The following is a 19,832-nucleotide window of genomic DNA, read 5'->3' on the forward strand; positions in this document are numbered from 1 at the left end:
ACCGCGAACATATTGCGCAGTATCGTTGATTACAGTCAGACAACATTTAGTGAGCAAGAAGTCCGAAGTGTATTTATTGAGGTACTGAGTGACAACCCAGAGTTTTACAGCTTGTATTACGCGAATAAGAATGAAGATTTTTACCAAATAATTAATTTACATCCATCGCTTAATATTAGAGACAAAATCGGTGCAACTAATGATGAACGCTGGGTTGTCATTAAAATAAATGGGGCGGGAGACGCTCGATTGAAACGCACGACTTATTATACTCAAGACTTACAGCAAACGCGTCAGACAGAAGAGAAGAGTAATTTTTACCCAACGAGACGGCCCTGGTTTGATAAAGCGCCAAGAAACAATGTTTATAAAACGGATCCTTACTTATTTCAGCACCTAAAAATCACAGGGCAATCTTATTCTGTACGAAGTAAAGGTTCTGTCATTGGTGTCGATATGGTGTTGTCTTCTGTCATCGATAAAATTTCTTCCTCTGAGTTTGGAATGATGGCTGATAGTGGTGTCGAATCATTTATTTTTAACAATCGTGGTGAAGTCATCGCATCCAATGTGGAAATAGATACTGGGCTGAAAATGCCAGATTCCATACCCTTGGCATTAACACAACGGAAACGTCACCTCATTGAGAGTAAAGGGACACTGGTTGTTTCTAATAAAAATGACTGGGCACCCTATGACTTCTCACAAGCGGGGAAGCCCGACGGTTATGCGATTGATATATTAAGGCTGATTGCTCAGAGAACAGGAATCAAGCTGGATTTTGTTAATGGTTTTAACTCGATGGAGCTTGAGGAAAAATACACAAAAGGAGAAATTGATATACTTCAGCCTGTTGCGGGGACTCATGAGGCATCGGGTATAAAAAGTATCCCTATATTTAAGGTTGAACCTGCCGTTGCCTCCACGCTTGTCAATTTTATGCCACAGACTCTGAGTGATTTATCTGATTTCAAACTAGGGGTCGTGATGGGTTTTGGTATGAAAGAGTGGGTTCTAGAACGTTATCCAGATGCCAATGTCGTAGAGTTGACTAACCTAGATGCGGCTAAACGCGCTTTACACAAAGGGGAAATTGATTACCTTGTCGATAGCTATTTAACACTTAGAGAAATGGAAAATTTGGCTGAGCTGACGCAAGCAAAAGTCGTTAAATTAAATGAGCCAGCTATTGAATTTGCTTTTCTGATGAAGCAAGAAAATAAAGATATCATGGATATCATTAATCAGGTAATTAACGAGATTACGCCCATTCAAAAAGCCATTTTAGCGGCGAAATGGTTTCGCTCAGAGCAGTGGCGGGGAAGCTTTATTCCGTATCCGCAAGTGTACCAATACGTCCCTCAAGATAATAAACATCGAGTCATGAATGAAGTCGAAATTAAAGGGCAGGATAAGTTTCTCTATATTACTCGATTGCCATCTACTCGTGGTACAAGCGACTTTTTTGCAGTATTGGTGCCGGGGGACATGGTAACTGATGCCGTTACAAGCCGTCTATTGAAGGCGATAGCCATTTCCGCATTGGCAATGGCGATACTCCTACCTGCTGCTTGGAAGTTTGGGTCGCCCATTGTTCGACCTATTCTTGCATTGCGAGAGGAAACAAAAAAAATTAAACAGCGTAAGTTTGATCTGTTAACGCCCGTTAATACAAGAAGTAAAGAAGTGTCTGAGCTGTCTGATTCCATTTCAAAGATGTCGGATGAGATACAGCAACATGAGAAACAGCAAGAAGAGTTTGTAGAGTCGTTTATCAAGCTTATCGCTCAAGCCATCGATGATAAATCTCCTTATACAGCGGGGCATTGTAACCGTGTTCCTGAAATTGGTTTAATGCTTGCTGAAGTCGCTGAGCAGTGTCAAACTGGATCGCTTAAAGATTTTCATTTTAAGGACGATGATGAGCGTCGAGAGTTTCGTATCGCGGCATGGCTACATGATTGTGGAAAAATAACCACGCCGGAGCATATTGTCGACAAAGGGACAAAATTAGAAGCGAATTATAATCGTATTCATGAGGTCAGAACGCGATTTGAAGTTTTGAGGCGTGATGCCGAAATTGATTATCTAAAAGCCATTTATGAGCATAAAACTGATCCACAAAATGCATTCAAGGCTTACGCAAAACGAACCCATCAACTTGAAATGGATTTTGAGTTTATCGCGAACGCAAACGTAGGCGGCGAGTTTATGGGTGAAGATAAAATTGCTCGAATACAGCAAATCGCCAATCAAACATGGGTACGACATTTTGACGATGGTATCGGGTTGTCACCCATAGAGGAGATGAATCGCCAACCAAATAACCACAACCTTCCTGTGATTGAAAAACTACTTGATGACAAGCCCGAGCACATTATCAACCGAACACGTGAAATGGAGTTTGATCCGAAGTTCGGAATAAAAATGAAAATCCCCACTCATCAATACAATTTGGGTGAAATGTATAATCTCTGCATTTCAAGGGGTACGCTAACGGAAGAAGATCGATTCAAAATCAACGAGCACATGATCAGCGGAATAAAAATGTTAGAAGCTCTACCGTTTCCTCCAGAATTACGCCGAGTTCCACGCTATGCCTCAACTCACCATGAAACCTTAAAAGGTACGGGATACCCACGGAAACTAACGGCGGATGATCTCTCTATCCCGGAAAGAATCTTAGTTATTGCGGATATATTTGAAGCATTAACCGCTGCAGATAGACCCTATAAAAAAGCGAAACCAGTCAGTGTTGCTATCGACATTATGTACAAAATGGCGCTCGATGATCACCTCGATATGGAGTTGTTCATGCTGTTTTTGGAAAGTGGCGTCTACTTAAAATACGCAAAATCTCATATGCCTGAGCAGCAAATTGATGATGTAGACATTCAGAAATACAAACAAAATGTGTAATTGGCCCATTTTTTCTTTGAAAACAACCTGAGTTAACTGGTTTTATTTAATAAAAACAGATAATTATTTATATTGCCAATTGTCAACAATGTCTTTTTTAAACTTGGTTATTAGCGCTTTTTTGCAAAAATTTTCACTGATTACGCCATTTTAACTCATACCTTAGTCTAAATTGTCGACAATTTTCTTGATTGTCGACAATGTTTTCGTTTACTCTGTATTTAAGTTAACAACTGGTTAACAGTTGTTGTTGAAAAAATGAGTGCCGAATGATGAATACAGAATCGAAAGCTCGCACTACAAATGCGGTTTCTGATAAAGAAAAGACGAAGTCGACAACATTGATGGACACGCTGGTGGATTCTATCGTCAATGGTGTGATTCCACCGGGAAGTAAAATATCAGAACCCGAGCTTGCCAAGCAGTATCAAGTGAGCCGTGGTCCATTAAGAGAAGCAATGATGCGTCTTGAAGGGCTTGGTCTTATCGAACGAATCCCACATGTCGGGGCTCGAGTCATCAAGCTTTCTCCTGAAAAATTGATAGAACTGTATGCGGTACGTGAAGCGCTAGAGGGAATGGCTGCTCGATTGGCTGCGCGTCACATTACTCTTGAGGAATTACACCGTTTAGAAATGCTATTGTCGACACATTCTCAACACATCGACGAGGTAGAAGGGGCGTCCTATTTTCATCAGCATGGTGATTTTGATTTCCACTACCTCATTATTCAAGCAAGTCGAAATAGTAAATTGATCTCTCTTTTGTGCAACGAGCTATACCATCTACTGCGTATGTATCGTTATCAATCTCCTCGCGCACAATCTCGTCCTAATGAAGCGTTAAAAGAGCACGAATACATTTTGCAAGCGATTCGCAATCGTGACGAAGAACTTGCAGAAATGCTAATGAGAAGACATATCTCGGGCAGCAGAAAGCTGATTGAGGCACAAATCTTACATTCAGAAAGTCAAGACTAGAAGGAAATTGTCATGAGCTTATCTCCGGGGGCGAAGTTCAGACTCGCCGTAGAGCAAAATAATCCATTACAGATCGTTGGTACGATTAATCCGTATGCGGCAATGATGGCGAAAAATGTCGGTCATCAAGCTATTTACTTGTCAGGTGGGGGGATAGCCAATGCCTCATACGGTTTGCCTGATTTAGGAATTACGACCTTAAACGATGTGTTAGTCGACGTTGATCGTATTACGAACGCTTGTGATCTGCCATTGCTGGTGGATATTGATACCGGATTTGGCGGTGCTTTTAATATTGCTCGTACGATTAAGGCTATGGAAAAAGCCGGCGCAGCAGCGGTTCATATGGAAGATCAGGTTGCACAAAAACGTTGTGGTCATCGCCCAAACAAAGCGATTGTGAGTCAGCAAGAAATGGTCGATCGCATTAAAGCTGCTGTTGATGCTCGTCAGGATGAGAGTTTTGTCATTATGGCTCGCACCGATGCCTTGGCAGTTGAGGGGATGGATAGTGCTATTGAACGCGCAATTGCTTATGTGAAAGCTGGCGCTGACATGATTTTTCCCGAGGCGATGAATCAATTGGATCAGTATCAACAATTTTCAGCGGCTTTAGAACAAGCGACAGGCAAGCACGTACCGATTCTTGCCAATATCACCGAATTTGGTCAGACACCACTGTATGGCTGTGAAGAGCTTGCTCAGTCTAAGGTCGACATGGTGCTTTACCCATTGAGTGCTTTTCGAGCGATGAATAAAGCGGCAGAAAATGTTTATAAGCATTTGTTAGAAGTCGGCAACCAAGAAGCGCTACTTGACTCGATGCAAACGCGCAAAGAGTTATACGAGCATCTCAATTATCACGATTACGAGGATAAGCTAGACAAGTTGTTTTCGGAGGGGAAATTGCCCTACGTGGTAGATAAACAAACGGAAGCCCAAGAAATATTATTTAAGAATCTCTAACCCAATAACGTGAAATTCGTCTGGCGTCAAAAATGGCCCCTAAGGGGTATCGCTCCAAAGAGAGAAAGTCAGACAGAAAAGGAGTTCAACAATGCCTCATTCTGTAGAAAAGAAAGCGGAAATAGGTGGTGCTGGTCTACGCGGCCAAAGCGCTGGAAGCACAGCTTTATGTACTGTCGGTAAAACGGGGACAGGTCTGACATATCGTGGATACGATATTACTGATCTTGCCAATTATGCGCAATTTGAAGAAGTGGCGCACTTATTGTTGCACGGTCACTTGCCAAATCAGCAAGAACTCGACGCATACAAAACACATTTGCTTAGTTTGCGAGGGCTTCCTGCGGAGCTTAAGCAAGCATTAGAACTCATTCCTGCTGATGCTCATCCAATGGATGTAATGCGAACAGGTTGTTCTATGTTGGGCAACTTAGAGCAAGAAATGGACTTTGAGCAACAGCTTCATGCTACTGAGCGAATGCTGGCGCTTTTTCCTGCCATTATTTGTTACTGGTATCGCTTCAGCCACGATGGCGTACGAATCAAAACTCACGATAACAGTGAAGACAGCATTGGCGGTTACTTCCTAAAATTGCTTACTGGTAAAGCACCAAGCGAAACACACAAAAAAGTCATGCACTGTTCTTTGATTCTTTATGCGGAGCATGAATTTAACGCATCCACGTTCGCAGCTCGAGTCTGCGCGTCAACGCTATCTGACCTGCATTCTTGTATCACGGCTGCTATCGGTACGCTGCGTGGTCCACTGCATGGTGGGGCCAATGAAGCCGCAATGGAAATGATTCAAGATTGGCAGACACCAGATGAAGCAGAAGCAAGCATTCTTAAGATGCTTGAAAATAAAGACAAAATCATGGGTTTTGGTCATGCGATTTATCGTGAAAGCGACCCGAGAAATGCGCTGATCAAACGTTGGTCAGAAGCTCTATCTAAAGAAGTTGGAGACACGCACCTGTACGCAGTTTCTGAACGTGTTGAATCGGTGATGAAACGCGAGAAAGGCTTATTCTGTAATGCGGATTTCTTCCACGCGTCTGCTTATCACTTTATGGATATACCAAGTAAGTTGTTTACGCCGATATTCGTGATGAGTCGGCTAACCGGTTGGGCAGCTCACGTTTATGAGCAACGTGCTAACAATCGTATTATTCGTCCAAGTGCGGATTATACCGGCCCCGATCATCAAGATTGGGTACCAATCGAACAACGCTAGTGTATGACGGCCCTCTACATCTAAGTGGAGGGCGTCTTTTCATCGCGTACCTTTAATCTCACAAGAGCGTGGTGAGTTCAGGTAAAGATAGACTGAATGGAAGCAAATCTCATGAGCATAACGACAACGAATAACACTCTCTACCGCAAGCCTCTCCAAGGAACTCAACTCGATTACTTCGACGCACGAGAAGCCGTTAACGACATTTCACCTGGGGCGTACGAAACCCTACCATATACCTCGCGAGTTCTCGCAGAACAATTGGTTCGCCGATGCGATCCTAATGTGCTAACGAATAGCTTAAAACAACTTATTGAACGCAAGCGTGACCTCGATTTCCCCTGGTATCCAGCTCGTGTTGTTTGTCACGATATTCTTGGACAAACCGCTTTAGTCGATTTAGCGGGTTTGCGTGATGCGATTGCCGATGAGGGTGGCGATCCATCAAAAGTGAACCCAGTGGTTGAAACCCAACTGATTGTTGACCATTCACTTGCGGTGGAACATGCGGGTTTTGATCCTGAAGCGTTCGATAAAAACCGCGCAATAGAAGAGCGTCGTAACGAAGACCGATTCCACTTTATTGAGTGGTGTAAAACGGCATTCGAAAATGTCAGCGTGATTCCAGCGGGTAACGGCATCATGCATCAAATTAACCTAGAGAAAATGTCCCCAGTCGTGCAAGCGAAACAGGGAATTGCTTACCCTGATACTTGTGTCGGTACAGATAGCCATACGCCTCATGTCGATGCTCTTGGCGTGATCGCCATTGGTGTTGGTGGATTGGAAGCCGAAACCGTTATGTTAGGGCGACCATCTATGATGCGTTTGCCAGACATCGTGGGCGTGAAATTAACGGGTAAACGTCAACCTGGTATTACCGCGACAGACATCGTTCTCGCCATTACAGAATTTTTGCGTAACGAGCGAGTGGTTTCTTCATATTTGGAGTTCTTCGGCGAGGGCGCACGCGATCTTACGATTGGAGATCGTGCCACCATCTCGAACATGACACCGGAATATGGTGCAACGGCGGGTATGTTCTACATTGATGAGCAAACCATCAAATACCTTAAGTTGACGGGTCGAGATGATGAGCAAGTTAAGTTAGTCGAGAGTTACGCGAAGCAAACCGGTTTATGGGCAGATGATTTAGAGAGTGCACAATATGAGCGTGTGCTCGAATTTGATCTCTCAGCCGTTGGACGCAATATGGCAGGTCCGTCGAACCCACACCGTCGATTACCGACTTCGGAGCTAGCATCACGTGGCGTTTCAGGCGAGTGGCAAGAGAAAGATGGTGAACTGCCTGATGGTGCAGTGATCATTGCCGCCATTACTTCTTGTACTAACACCAGTAACCCTAGAAACGTTGTGGCTGCAGGCTTAGTTGCACAAAAAGCCAATCAATTGGGTTTAGTTAGAAAGCCGTGGGTGAAAACGTCTTTCGCGCCAGGTTCAAAAGTTGCTCGTCTTTACCTAGAAGAAGCAGGGTTGTTGCCAGAACTTGAAAAACTTGGCTTTGGTATTGTCGGTTATGCATGTACCACTTGTAATGGTATGAGTGGAGCGTTGGACCCGAAAATTCAACAGGAAATCATCGACCGCGATTTGTACTCAACGGCGGTACTTTCAGGAAATCGAAATTTTGATGGCCGAATTCATCCATACGCAAAACAAGCATTCTTAGCATCCCCTCCTTTAGTTGTCGCTTACGCATTGGCCGGTACGATTCGCTTTGATATTGAGCGTGACTCACTAGGTACAGATAAAAACGGTAAACAAATTTACCTAAACGATCTGTGGCCATCGGATGAAGAGATCGATGCTGTGGTGGGTGAATACGTGAAGCCAGAGCAATTTAATCAAGTCTATATTCAGATGTTCAAACTCAATGATGAGGTTCGAAATTCAAATCCTCTTTACGATTGGCGCCCAATGAGCACGTATATTCGTCGCCCACCTTATTGGCAAAAAGAGGGAGAGGGTGCGCTCGCAGGAGAGCGGACTTTGTCAGGTATGCGTCCGCTTGCTGTCTTGGGTGACAATATTACCACCGATCATTTATCGCCATCGAATGCGATCTTGGCGAGCAGTGCAGCTGGCGAATATCTAGCAAAAATGAATGTGCCAGAAGAAGACTTTAATTCCTATGCAACACACCGTGGAGATCACTTAACTGCACAACGAGCAACGTTCGCGAACCCAAAATTGTTCAACGAAATGGTGAAAGAAAATGGGGAGGTTGTTCAAGGCTCATTCGCAAGAGTAGAGCCAGACGGTCAAGTCATGCGTATGTGGGAAGCAATCGAAACTTACATGAATCGCAAACAGCCTTTAATCGTTGTCGCTGGCGCTGATTATGGTCAAGGTTCTTCACGAGACTGGGCGGCAAAAGGGGTGCGTTTGGCTGGCGTAGAAGCGATTGTTGCTGAGGGTTTTGAGCGCATTCACCGTACGAATTTAGTTGGTATGGGCGTTCTGCCTTTGCAGTTCAAATCTGGTGTAAATCGCAATACGTTAGAACTCGATGGTACAGAGATCTATGACGTGATCGGCGAGATCACACCTGGCGCAGATTTAGCGCTAGTTATCACGCGTGTGAACGGGGATAAAGTGGATGTGCCAGTGACGTGTCGATTAGATACCGAAGATGAAGTTCACGTTTACAAAGCGGGTGGTGTATTACAGCGTTTTGCCCAAGACTTCTTAGCGCAATAGTGAGGGTAACAATATGGATACTCATACACAAAGCCAAATCAAAATCCCTGCCACATACATGCGTGGTGGCACCAGTAAAGGCGTGTTTTTCAATCTTGAAGATTTGCCCATTCAGGCGCAAGTGCCTGGAAAAGTGAGAGACGACCTACTGCTGAGAGTTATTGGCAGCCCAGATCCATACGGAAAGCAAATTGATGGAATGGGAGGGGCGACATCAAGTACGAGCAAAACGGTCATCGTTTCTAGAAGCCAACGAGCAGACCATGATGTGGACTACTTATTTGGACAAGTCTCTATTGATAAACCCTTTGTCGATTGGAGTGGCAATTGCGGTAACTTGTCTGCTGCGGTCGGCCCTTTTGCTATCCATGCTGGTTTATTGCCTGCAGATCGAATTCCGCAAGATGGCATTGTGACGGTTAGAGTCTGGCAGGCCAACATTGAAAAAACAATTCTCGTACACGTCCCTATAGTCAATGGGTTTGTTCAAGAAACGGGTGATTTCGAGCTTGATGGCGTGACGTTCCCAGCGGCTGAAATTCAAGTCGACTTTGTTGACCCTGCCGATGGTGAGGGGAGCATGTTCCCAACCGGTAATTTGGTTGATGATCTGATAGTACCAGAAGTAGGAACATTTAACGCGACGTTGATTAACGCGGGAATACCAACCATTTTTATAGACGCAGAATCGATAGGCTACCGAGGAACGGAACTGCAAGAAGACATTAATAATGATGTACAGGCATTAGCGATGTTTGAGTCTATTCGTGCTCATGGTGCGTTGAAAATGGGGTTGATCAACGCGTTAGAAGAAGCTCAAAGCCGTCAACACACACCTAAGGTAGCGTTTGTATCGAAGCCCAAATGTTACTTATCTTCGAGTGGAAAAACGGTCACCGAAGAAGAGATTGACGTGGTCGCGAGGGCGCTCTCAATGGGCAAGTTACATCATGCGATGATGGGAACCGCTGCCGTTGCCATTGCTTCAGCCGCGTGTGTGCCAGGTACTTTGGTGAATCTGGCCGCTGGTGCAGGAAAAAAAGAGTCAGTCGTCTTTGGTCATCCATCAGGAACATTAAAAGTAGGAGCAAAAGCGACGGAAACCGTTCAAGGGTGGCGCGTGGAAAAAGCCATCATGAGCCGTAGCGCGAGAATCATAATGGAGGGCGTTGTGCGAGTGCCCTCGGATATCTTTAGATAACGAATTTCAACTTTATAAGTAGGAATCTACCTCAGGACATACTGGAGGATGCAATATGTCTGCATATCAGAAAGAGTACGATTGGGCACAAACGGAACCAGAAAGCTTTTGGCGAGCTAAAGCCGAGAATATAGATTGGTTTGAAGCGCCAAATACCATTTTAAAAAATGATGAGAATGGGATTGAACGTTGGTTTCCTGACGGGGTTCTCAATACTTCCTGGTTGGCGTTGGATTACCATTGTGAACAAGGGCGTGGTGATAATATCGCTCTGATTTATGATTCTCCAGTGACGGGTATTAAACGCCAGTATAGCTACATCGAAATGCGTGACAACGTTGCTAAAATTGCGGGTATGCTATCCAATCAAGGCGTGAGTAAAGGCGATCGAGTGGTCATTTACATGCCGATGATCCCTGAAGCGGCAATGGCAATGCTAGCGTGCGCACGTCTTGGTGCGATTCATTCTGTGGTATTTGGCGGTTTTGCTCCAAATGAACTTGCTGTGCGAATCGAAGATGCAGAGCCTAAAGTGATTCTTACCGCGTCTTGTGGAATTGAAATTAATAAAGTCATTCCCTATAAACCGCTTGTCGATCAAGCCATCATGGACAGTCGTTGGAAACCAGATAATGTCTTTGTGTTGCAAAGACCGCAATGCGAAGCTGAACTCTCGTTAGAGCGTGACTTAGATTGGCAGACAGAGTTTGACGCGGCATTACCTCATGCGTGTGTTCCTGTATTGGCGACAGATCCGCTTTATATTCTTTATACCTCAGGGACAACGGGCAAACCTAAAGGTGTGGTTCGCGACAATGGCGGTCATGCGGTTGCAATGAAGTACTCAATGACCTCGATCTACAATATTCCCCAAGATGGCGTATTTTGGGCAGCATCCGATGTAGGGTGGGTTGTTGGCCATTCTTACATTGTTTATGCACCTTTGATTCACGGTTGCACCACGATTTTATTTGAGGGTAAGCCAGTAAGAACACCTGACCCAGGCGCGTTTTGGCGAGTATGTGATGAATACAAAGTAGATGTCCTTTTTTCTGCTCCAACCGCATTCCGAGCGATAAAAAAAGAAGATCCTGATGGCCGTTTTATCCAGCAATATGACCTCTCTAATCTGCACTCCATATTTATGGCAGGTGAGCGATTGGATCCACCAACACTCGAGTGGGTTCAAAGCAAAACCAACAAGCCGGTTATCGATCACTGGTGGCAAACAGAGACCGGATGGGCTATTGCAGGAAATCCAACCGGTGTCGAAATGATGCCAGTGAAAGCAGGTTCGGCAACCAAGCCTATCCCGGGCTATCAGGTTGAAATTCTTAATGAGCTAGGGATGCCTGTGGGTGCAAACCAACAAGGTTTTGTGGCGCTGAAGCGACCATTGCCACCAAGTTGTTTGCCAACGGTATGGCGTAACCACGATCGCTTTGAAACAGGTTATCTAAGTCAATTCTCTGGTTATTACGTATCGGGTGATGGAGGCTATCTGGACGAAGAGGGTTATCTATTCATCATGGGCCGAATTGATGATGTGATTAATGTCGCGGGTCACCGATTATCCACCGGTGAAATGGAAGAAATTGTAGGTGGACATCCGGCCATTGCGGAATGTGCTGTTGTAGGAATCCATGATGAGCTTAAAGGGCAGTTGCCACTTGGTTTTGTCGTCTTAAAAGATGGCATTAAAGTGGATGAATTTGCACTTGAAGGTGAACTTGTTGGTAAAGTTCGTAACGAAATCGGCGCGGTAGCGTGCTTTAAACATGCGTTGGTGGTTGATCGCTTACCAAAAACTCGCTCAGGCAAGATCTTGCGCCGCACCATTCGTCAAATAGCAGACGGTGAACAATACACAGTGCCGTCGACCATTGATGACCCAAGTAGCCTAAATGAGATTGAAAGGGTATTAAAACGCTAGCGTAAGATCTCTTTATTGGATTGAATCGTTAGTCTGATTCAATGCTTGAAGTCATTTTTTGTTCAAAAACATTGGTTTAAAAAACAATTATTCAAAGTACGTGTGTTCAAACCATTTATACTCAAAACCCCTTACGTTCATAGCCCCTTATACAGTTTTTACTAGGGAGTGTTGGAATGTAAGGGGTTTTCTATTGGCATTAGCGTGTGATAGCGGAACGGATATTAGGTCGTTACCGCCTGTTAAACGACTTGCTATCTTTAAAATTTGAGAAGACACTAAGTCGACTATTTTTATGGACCTTAGTGTATGTCGACATTTCTTATCAAGCCAGCTCGTTTCGATGATTTGGAATCTCTTAATGACCTCATGTTTGAACTGCATGATGAGCACCATCATCAATCTCCAGAATTTTTTAAAACGGCAGAAGAGATCGAGCAAGAGAAAAGTATTGCCCGTTATCTTGATGATCCGGAATGCTTGGTCTTTGTAGCAGCGATTAATGAAACAGTTATAGGGTTTGTATCAGGACATTTTTGCGAGCTAATTTCGACAGTGAGCAAACCTGTGTTAATGGGAAGCATCGATGAATTGTATGTCGTACCTGAATACCGAAAACAGGGTGTGGCAAAACAGCTTATTGATCGTATGGAAACCATGTTTTTAGATTACGGTGTTCAGCAAATGTTTGTCGAGGTTTGGGATTTCAATCAAACTGCGATGTCGTTATATGGGAAACACGGATTTGGTCATCATATCCACTGGTTGAGAAAGACGTTATCTCGCTAGACTGCCTGAGTATGAGTATGAGCGTATTATCGGAAATGAAGTCTCATTAGTGAGATTGCTATGTCTTTGATTCAGTTTTTCTGACACGAATTTTAAATAACTGGCAGAATCACGTCCTAAATTTTACGGTTCTATCAATTTCTAGGTAGTGTCCTTGATTTTACCATGACGATGAGTATTGCTGCGGTATTCGCTCAGCGTAGCTTGCCATATCGGAAGCATTTTTGACATGAGCAGCAAATAGACTCATTATTGCTTAATTTCCATCGAAAAATATTCATACAATTGCCATGATAGCAATGAATGAGTTCTTTCTTTAAAGGTTGTATTTTGTGCTGAGACACTTCTTTACTCTGTTCTTATTTTTCTGCTCGTTTATTGTATCGCCTGTTGTTTTTGCAACCCCCTCAACGGAGGGCTTGAAAGGGGCAATTTGTATTGTCCGAGCAGATAACAAAATTACGGTAATACATGAAATCCTTACGGATAAAATCTCATTGCCTGGCGGAACGATTATGGAGGGAGAGCCTCCTCAAGTCGCTGCACAAAGGGAAACGTGGGAAGAAACGGGCTTGGTGGTTACTGTAGGAAAAGAGCTAGGTCGTTCTGACACGGCGGTATTTTACGATTGTGTATCAGACTCAGAAGTCGTGGCGTTTTCAATGACAAACTCTTTAGGTGGAAATGAAATTCCAACCTGGTTTGCCCCGCATTATGGGGTGGAGGTTGCTTCCGCTATGCTATTGTCACCACGAGAGCTTGTTTCATCGCTCTATCGATACCCAAATCAGTGGTCTAATGTGACTCAGATGTATGAGAAAGCAACGGAGCAGCCAGTCCAATACGTCAATCAGCTAATTGATTCTGCTCCTGCATTTCGTCAGATAGAACTCGCGTGGATGGTCGATCTTCAAACTTGGGCAGGATCATTCTCTGCAACCAGTCGAGATATGGCTTGTGAGCTAGCAAAGTTAGTAACAGGATTAACTAACCCAACGTTTCTGTTGTTTTTATTCCCATTCGTGATGATGAAGTTTGGTATCCGTTTTGTGCATCGCTTATTTTTCGCGATTGCTGCAACATCCTTGATGGTGTTGGTTGCACAACAAGGGTTTTCCTTACCAAGGCCACACGTTTATGTACCTATTGCTGAATTAACTCATAGTTATGGTTTTAGCTTCCCAAGCTTACCAATCGCGGTGTGGTTCTGCGTCATGACATTTATCTTCCAACGTACGCAGAGTTTTGGCCTTAACCGAACTACGCTACTTGTTATTTTAGTAACACTTATCGTGATGGCGTGTAAGTTCTTCTTAGGAACCGCGTTTATTCTTGATATGGTTGTTGGGGCAATATTAGGAAAACTGGTCGCGTGGCATGTACTGCGATTAGAAGGTAAGCCCGATGTGAATATCGATGACTTGCTTTGCTCAAAAAGCGTGTGGTTTGTCATGACGGGTATAACGGCTGTGATTTCGGTTATATGGCCGTTACCAGTATTTGTTAGCTGGCTGGCGATTCTCATCACGATGTCAGCGTTAGTGCTTACCTATAAAGAGGCAGAGTGTGAATTTGAGCTTCGTCAGATGTTGTTTGTCACCCTTGCTTTGTTATTAGTTGATCAGTTGTATCGCTATTTTGAAACGTTAGTGTCATTTAGCAGTTTATGGTCGCTCGTGTTGAACACGCTACATTATCCACTGTTAATGTTGTTGTTTATGGTACTCGCGAAAAGGCTGACCGTTAGGGCTGTTGATCTCAAAGTCTAATATTTACACATAAAGAAGCCTCGCAATTGCGAGGCTTCGTTGTCTTTATCGTACAGAAAAGTTGTTATGCTTGCGCTTTACTGAGCGTTGAGTATAAATTTTTCTATTGATTTTGCTACACCATGGTCATCATTGCTTTCAGTAATGTAGTCTGCAATTTGCTTTGTTTCTTCCATGGCGTTTGCCATCGCTATTCCTAGACCTGCGTATTGCAGCATGTGGTGGTCATTTTCAGCATCACCCATACAGATCACTTCGTCTGCACCAATGCCGAGGTATTCGGCGATCGCAGCAACACCGATACCTTTGTTGCTTGCTGGGTTGAGAAATTCTAGGAAGAATGGAGCACTTTGTACCACTGTAAACTCTTCACGAAATTTGGCGGGTAGGGCGTTAATAACTTCACTCAGTTTGCTTGGCTCAGCAACCATCATTGCTTTGATGATGGCATGATCATCTTCTAACGCTTCGAAGTTCATTTCGGTAATCTCAAGGCCGTTGATCTTGGCTTCGATATCTGTATATGGGTTGTTTTCTGTAGTAATCAGGCCATGCTCTTGGCTAAATGCATGAACATACGCACCTAGCTCTTTGGCTTTACGAGCGATTTTCTTTGCAGCTTTACCATCAATGATCTGTTGATGAATGATTTCGTTGGTGCCAATGTTCTTAACCATTGAGCCATTGTAGTAGAGGACAAAATCTTTATCAGAGTCGATGTTCAGCTCATCGAGTTTGTCCTGCATGCCTTCAAGTGGACGACCAGAAGCAAGTACAACCGTTACACCAGCCTCTCGGGCTCTAGCAATAGCATGCTTGTTTTCTTGTGAAATTATTTTATTGCTGTTTAACAGCGTGCCGTCCATATCAAGAGCGATCAGCTTATACATCTTTACTTACCTTAAAAATTGGAAACCTGAGTATGAAACTACAAAAGAGTCTATTTTAACAATTATTTTTTGGGTTTAAATTGACCTAGATGCGGCTCTCAATTAAGGTCTTCGCCTCTAAGTATGATGAGTTGAGTGAGTTCCACGTTGTATAAGCTAAATGAGATGTTCGAAACCATCCAAGGGGAAGGGGTTTTCACGGGTGTACCAGCGGTATTTGTGCGTTTGCAAGAATGTCCGGTTGGTTGTTCATGGTGTGATACCAAGCAGACATGGTTTGCGCAAGAGGAAGATCAACGCTCAATTGGTGATATTTTGTTGAAAACTGAAGATTCCCCAACATGGTGTTTCGTCTCTGCCGATGCCATCGTATCTGAATACAAAAAACAGGGGTTTAATGCCAAGCATATCGTTATCACGGGCGGCGAACCGTGTATTTATGATTTACGTGCATTGACGGAAGCATTTGAATCTATGGGTTGCCAATGTCAAATAGAGACGAGTGGCACGTCAGAGGTCGTAACTTCGGATAATACATGGGTGACAGTGTCACCTAAAGTGGCCATGAAAAGTCGATTACCAGTATTGAGAAGTGCTTTAGAACGTGCGAACGAAATTAAACACCCGGTAGGTACGCAAAAGGATATTGACCATCTTGATGAACTCTTATCCTCTGCAAACATTGAAGCGACGACTGTGATTGCATTACAACCAATTAGCCAAAAGCCAAGGGCAACTCAACTTTGCATTGATACCTGCGTAGCGCGCAATTGGCGTTTGTCAGTTCAAACTCATAAATATTTGAGTATTGCTTAATACCAATCACAGTAAGTGAAACCTGGAGAAAAAAGATGAAGAAAGCCGTGGTTGTTTTTAGTGGCGGACAAGATTCAACAACATGCTTGGTTCAAGCATTACAAGAATATGATGAAGTGCACGCCATCACATTTGATTATGGTCAGCGTCATAAACTTGAGATTGAAGTAGCAGAGAAGCTAGCAAAAGATCTTGGCGTAACCGCACACAAAGTGATGGATGTGGGTCTATTGAATGAATTAGCGATTAGCTCACTTACTCGTGATGACATACCTGTTTCTCATGAACTTCAAGAAAATGGTTTACCGAATTCGTTTGTACCTGGACGCAATATTTTGTTCTTAACGCTTGCGGGCATTTACGCTTATCAGATTGGTGCGAAGGCGGTGATTACCGGTGTGTGTGAAACAGACTTTAGCGGTTACCCTGATTGTCGTGATGACTTTGTAAAATCGATGAACAGCGCTTTGGTTAAAGGCATGGATCGCCAGTTTAAAATCAACACACCTCTGATGTGGTTGAATAAAGCAGAAACATGGGCACTTGCCGATCAATATGACGCGCTGAATCTGGTTCGTGAAAATACCTTAACGTGTTACAACGGCATCATTGGTGATGGTTGTGGAGATTGCCCGTCTTGCGATTTACGCAAAGCGGGCTTAGAAGAGTATTTAAACAACCAAGAGATGGTTATGAAGTCGTTGATTCAAAAGCAGCAGGCGGAAGATCAATAGGCTCATTGTAAGCATCGATTATTGCGTTTCGGCCGTTTCTTTTGGCTTGATATAGAGCTTGGTCTAATATCGAATACAGTTCGTCGAAGTTAGTGAGTGGCTTCGATGTTGATAAATAGGCCAAGCTTGCTGTAATACTAAGTAATTGATTGTTTGAGGTTTTTATTCGTTTTTCTGAAATTGTCTTGTGTATGCTTTGCACACGAAACGGAACATCGATCTCGTCAACGTTTTTCAGCAACAAGACGAACTCTTCTCCTCCTAATCGACCTAAATATTCGTCTTTATTGAGCTTCGCTTTTAATGCTTTGCTGACATGCCGCAATACCGCGTCTCCCGTTGGGTGACCATAGTTATCGTTGATTAACTTAAATTGATCTAAGTCAATTAGAATTAGGACGTAGCGCATGTCGTCTGAACATTTGGCGCATTGATCTTTAATCTTATCAATAATTGCACTGCGGTTTAGAGAGCTTGTGAGCGTGTCTAACGTTGATTTGATTCTTGTCCTGCGTTGGACGAATAGGCTTGCTATCAATAAAATGAGTAAACAGAAGATGGCAAAATTGTAAGCGCGTTGCTGATCGCCTAATTTTTCTACTTCGAGTAGTTTTAAGCTTCGTTCATTATTGATTTTGGCCAGTTGTAGGTCGTATTCATATTCATTTTTGGTTAAGTCTAGCGCTTCGATGGCTTTTACGTTGTTAGCATCTCGGTTAGCCAGTTCAAGCGTTGCGTAATTTTTATAATGAGTGAGTGCTTTCGAGTACTCCCCTAAACGGCCATATACTTGCGAAAGCAGTAACTGTGCTTTTGCTTGTAATGCAGAGGTTGAGTTAGTCAGTGACAAGTTAAGTGCAGCTTGACCATGTTCTAACGCCTTGTCTTGCATGTCATGTTTTAAGTATGCAGATCCCGCAGCTAGGTGGCTTTCCGTTTGGAGGCGTATATTGTCATATTGCTCACCGAGCTTTAGTGCTTTCCTGATCATAGGTACAGCGCTTTTAAGATCACCGGACTCTATGTAAGCCGATCCTAATCCGAGATAGGTGAGGCCTTGGCCGTATGGGTAGTTTAAGCCATCGAGAATCGTTAGAGCATTTTTATAATGGCTGATCGCTTTATCGTAGTCTTTTGATTTGTTGTACATTGCCGCAAGGCTATGTTCGACTTGAGCGACTTCCAAAGGTTTAGCATCAAGTTGGCGCGCCAGTAATGCTTGGATGAGATATTGCTCAGATTGTTCAAACTGACCTAGCTCACTAAGTAAATTACCCACATCGTTGTATACGCCCGATGTGTCACTTTGAGCGGGCATGTTATTAAGAATACGTCGGTAGAGGTTTAACGCGATATCGTACTCACCGCGAAAATCAAAGTTATTCGCAATCACACGTATTGCTAAATCAGACGGAATACTTTCAGGGTGCCCGTTGGAAAACTGTTGCATGAGTGAAGAGCAGAAGAAATTCGATTTGTGATACTGCCCTTGTTGATTGAGCGTATAGCACAATTGATAATTCATTAGCGCTTTACTTTCTAAGTCCTGTTGTTGTTTTGTTGCCTGTAACAAAGATGAAAATAGACTTACTGAGGCATCACAATTACCGTTTTTACGCTCTTTTAGTGCTTGGATATATTTAGACTCAAGCTTGGCAAAACGATTGTCCAAAATCTGACTACTTCCATAATACGGTTGATTGATGTTAGACATATATTCATAAATCAAACCACTTACGTATAGTTTTTCACTGTCTGTATCTGCAGTGTGATATCGATCTTGAAGCATACTCAGTGCAGAGTTTACGTTTGTTTTTAGTGTTGCTTGATAAACAGCATGCCATTGAGTGATGTTTTGTGTATCACTCGCGTATGCTTGGCTGCCTAATAAAAGTGACGCAAGCAAAGAGAGCAGCGTGCGCATAGTGGTGTAACCTTATGTAATTTATTGTATAGATATCTGCAAACATGATATCCCAAGAGAGGCAATGCCTTTGTGACAAACTCAAAAGGAATCGATAAAGGTATGGGAAAAGTAGGTGTTTTTCTGTGGTAAATTCAGACTTTTTAAATGGAACTAACAAGACCTCAACATAGGGATGAGGCCTTGTACAGCTAAACTAGGTGATATTAAGCAACGTATAGCTTAGCGAGATCTTGAGGTTCAACCTCTTTGCCTTCTAATTGTGCGTTCCAGTTTGTACCTACAAGAACACCATCTTCAGCTAGAGTTAGAAGCCAATCTTCAACAAAGATATCTAGAGGGATCTCTAGTACTTCGAAATCTGCCCATTCTTCAACGTTGTGTGCTTGCGCGTCTTCTTTTGCAGACCAAAAAGGCATCACTTCGCTGCTTTCGAATTCTGTAGAATCACAAGATAACCAACCTTCTTCGTTACGTAGACCCCAAACTAATTGGTTTGCTTTTGATTCCGCAACGAAAAGTTCAAGGTTTGCTTGGATATCTGTTGTAAGTTTGCTCATTTCAAAACTCTCATTGTTATGACGCGGCTAGATTAACACTAAAGCGTCGATTCCTAAAGCATAATACAGCCAAGCTCACATGAAAAAGAAAAGGAGCCGAAGCTCCTTTAGTTTAACTTTTTGGAAGAGTAGTAAATATAGTCCACTCTTTTTTGATTTCACCTTTGTATCCAATAACCGATGCCGTGACTCTGCGGTTGAGCGCATGGCTCACTTCATCTGTTCCATCTGTCGCAAGATGTGTATCACCAAAACCGACGATTTTTACTCGGTCGCTGTCTATGCCGTAATTGAGCAGTGCTTTTTCTACATTCTGAGCGCGTCGTTTCGATAGCTCTAGATTATGTGAAGCGCTTCCGGTTTTGCTTGCATAGCCTTTCAATTCAATTGAGGTGT

Annotated in this window: 15 protein-coding genes; 11 read left to right on the top strand and 4 right to left on the bottom strand. The window is 43.4% G+C overall.

Annotated features, from left to right (window positions below; genetic code table 11):
* Positions 1-12: 12 nt before the first annotated feature.
* The 9 genes from KHN78_RS14035 to KHN78_RS14075 all read left to right on the top strand — a co-directional run bounded on the left by KHN78_RS14035 (position 13) and on the right by KHN78_RS14075 (position 14,512).
* On the top strand, positions 13-2,919 hold the full coding sequence (locus tag KHN78_RS14035) for an HD domain-containing phosphohydrolase (RefSeq protein ID WP_317984249.1): 2,907 nt from the start codon (positions 13-15) through the stop codon (positions 2,917-2,919).
* A gap of 272 nt (positions 2,920-3,191) precedes the next feature.
* Positions 3,192-3,899: a GntR family transcriptional regulator gene (locus KHN78_RS14040; RefSeq protein WP_211916556.1), complete on the top strand. Its 708-nt coding sequence runs from the start codon at positions 3,192-3,194 to the stop codon at positions 3,897-3,899.
* Positions 3,900-3,911: 12 nt separating this feature from the next.
* Positions 3,912-4,865, top strand: coding sequence for a methylisocitrate lyase (prpB, locus tag KHN78_RS14045; RefSeq protein WP_211916507.1), 954 nt, complete (start codon positions 3,912-3,914; stop codon positions 4,863-4,865).
* A 91-nt stretch (positions 4,866-4,956) separates the two neighbouring features.
* Complete coding sequence (gene prpC, locus KHN78_RS14050) at positions 4,957-6,099, top strand: 2-methylcitrate synthase (RefSeq protein ID WP_211916508.1); 1,143 nt, start codon at positions 4,957-4,959, stop codon at positions 6,097-6,099.
* A gap of 111 nt (positions 6,100-6,210) precedes the next feature.
* Positions 6,211-8,820, top strand: coding sequence for a Fe/S-dependent 2-methylisocitrate dehydratase AcnD (gene acnD, locus KHN78_RS14055; protein ID WP_211916557.1), 2,610 nt, complete (start codon positions 6,211-6,213; stop codon positions 8,818-8,820).
* Positions 8,821-8,833: 13 nt separating this feature from the next.
* Entirely contained in the window at positions 8,834-10,021 is a 1,188-nt protein-coding gene (gene prpF / locus KHN78_RS14060) for a 2-methylaconitate cis-trans isomerase PrpF (RefSeq protein WP_211916509.1), read from the top strand.
* Positions 10,022-10,076: 55 nt separating this feature from the next.
* Entirely contained in the window at positions 10,077-11,954 is a 1,878-nt protein-coding gene (locus KHN78_RS14065) for a propionyl-CoA synthetase (protein ID WP_211916510.1), read from the top strand.
* Between the two features lie 309 nt (positions 11,955-12,263).
* The gene (locus KHN78_RS14070) at positions 12,264-12,743 is read left to right on the top strand and encodes a GNAT family N-acetyltransferase (RefSeq protein WP_211916511.1); all 480 of its coding nucleotides are present in this window, start codon (positions 12,264-12,266) and stop codon (positions 12,741-12,743) included.
* Between the two features lie 332 nt (positions 12,744-13,075).
* Complete coding sequence (locus KHN78_RS14075) at positions 13,076-14,512, top strand: bifunctional NUDIX hydrolase/phosphatase PAP2 family protein (protein WP_211916512.1); 1,437 nt, start codon at positions 13,076-13,078, stop codon at positions 14,510-14,512.
* Positions 14,513-14,589: 77 nt separating this feature from the next.
* Here the strand turns inward: KHN78_RS14075 and KHN78_RS14080 are convergent, their stop codons facing one another.
* A complete protein-coding gene (locus tag KHN78_RS14080; protein WP_211916513.1) occupies positions 14,590-15,402 on the bottom strand; it encodes a Cof-type HAD-IIB family hydrolase in 813 nt (270 codons plus the stop codon).
* A 165-nt stretch (positions 15,403-15,567) separates the two neighbouring features.
* On the opposite strand from KHN78_RS14080, the gene queE reads away from it, so the two are divergent.
* The gene (gene queE, locus KHN78_RS14085; protein WP_211916558.1) at positions 15,568-16,218 is read left to right on the top strand and encodes a 7-carboxy-7-deazaguanine synthase QueE; all 651 of its coding nucleotides are present in this window, start codon (positions 15,568-15,570) and stop codon (positions 16,216-16,218) included.
* A gap of 35 nt (positions 16,219-16,253) precedes the next feature.
* Complete coding sequence (gene queC, locus KHN78_RS14090) at positions 16,254-16,952, top strand: 7-cyano-7-deazaguanine synthase QueC (RefSeq protein ID WP_128810835.1); 699 nt, start codon at positions 16,254-16,256, stop codon at positions 16,950-16,952.
* Here queC and KHN78_RS14095 read toward each other — a convergent pair.
* The 3 genes from KHN78_RS14095 to KHN78_RS14105 form a co-directional block, all read right to left on the bottom strand.
* Positions 16,909-18,876 carry a diguanylate cyclase gene (locus tag KHN78_RS14095; RefSeq protein WP_211916514.1) on the bottom strand — a complete coding sequence of 656 codons (1,968 nt, stop codon included), beginning with the start codon at positions 18,874-18,876 and terminating at the stop codon, positions 16,909-16,911. The two genes, queC and KHN78_RS14095, sit on opposite strands and share 44 nt — an antisense overlap.
* A gap of 206 nt (positions 18,877-19,082) precedes the next feature.
* Positions 19,083-19,436, bottom strand: coding sequence for a DUF2750 domain-containing protein (locus tag KHN78_RS14100; protein WP_128810837.1), 354 nt, complete (start codon positions 19,434-19,436; stop codon positions 19,083-19,085).
* 112 nt (positions 19,437-19,548) lie between these two features.
* Positions 19,549-19,832, bottom strand: a 284-nt coding sequence (locus KHN78_RS14105) for an OmpA family protein (protein WP_211916515.1), incomplete at its 5' end; no start/stop codon positions are given.

It is taken from the genome of Vibrio sp. B1REV9 (assembly GCF_905175395.2).
In the GTDB taxonomy this organism is placed as follows: domain Bacteria; phylum Pseudomonadota; class Gammaproteobacteria; order Enterobacterales; family Vibrionaceae; genus Vibrio; species Vibrio alfacsensis.

Bases quoted from the DNA above. Each gene is read 5' to 3' on its own strand.
- KHN78_RS14040 (WP_211916556.1), top strand. From the start codon at position 3,192: ATGAATACAGAATCGAAAGCTCGCACTACAAATGCGGTTTCTGATAAA.
- prpB (WP_211916507.1), top strand. From the start codon at position 3,912: ATGAGCTTATCTCCGGGGGCGAAGTTCAGACTCGCCGTAGAGCAAAAT.
- prpC (WP_211916508.1), top strand. From the start codon at position 4,957: ATGCCTCATTCTGTAGAAAAGAAAGCGGAAATAGGTGGTGCTGGTCTA.
- acnD (WP_211916557.1), top strand. From the start codon at position 6,211: ATGAGCATAACGACAACGAATAACACTCTCTACCGCAAGCCTCTCCAA.
- prpF (WP_211916509.1), top strand. From the start codon at position 8,834: ATGGATACTCATACACAAAGCCAAATCAAAATCCCTGCCACATACATG.
- KHN78_RS14065 (WP_211916510.1), top strand. From the start codon at position 10,077: ATGTCTGCATATCAGAAAGAGTACGATTGGGCACAAACGGAACCAGAA.
- KHN78_RS14070 (WP_211916511.1), top strand. From the start codon at position 12,264: ATGTCGACATTTCTTATCAAGCCAGCTCGTTTCGATGATTTGGAATCT.
- KHN78_RS14080 (WP_211916513.1), bottom strand. From the start codon at position 15,402: ATGTATAAGCTGATCGCTCTTGATATGGACGGCACGCTGTTAAACAGC.
- queE (WP_211916558.1), top strand. From the start codon at position 15,568: ATGTTCGAAACCATCCAAGGGGAAGGGGTTTTCACGGGTGTACCAGCG.
- queC (WP_128810835.1), top strand. From the start codon at position 16,254: ATGAAGAAAGCCGTGGTTGTTTTTAGTGGCGGACAAGATTCAACAACA.
- KHN78_RS14095 (WP_211916514.1), bottom strand. From the start codon at position 18,876: ATGCGCACGCTGCTCTCTTTGCTTGCGTCACTTTTATTAGGCAGCCAA.
- KHN78_RS14100 (WP_128810837.1), bottom strand. From the start codon at position 19,436: ATGAGCAAACTTACAACAGATATCCAAGCAAACCTTGAACTTTTCGTT.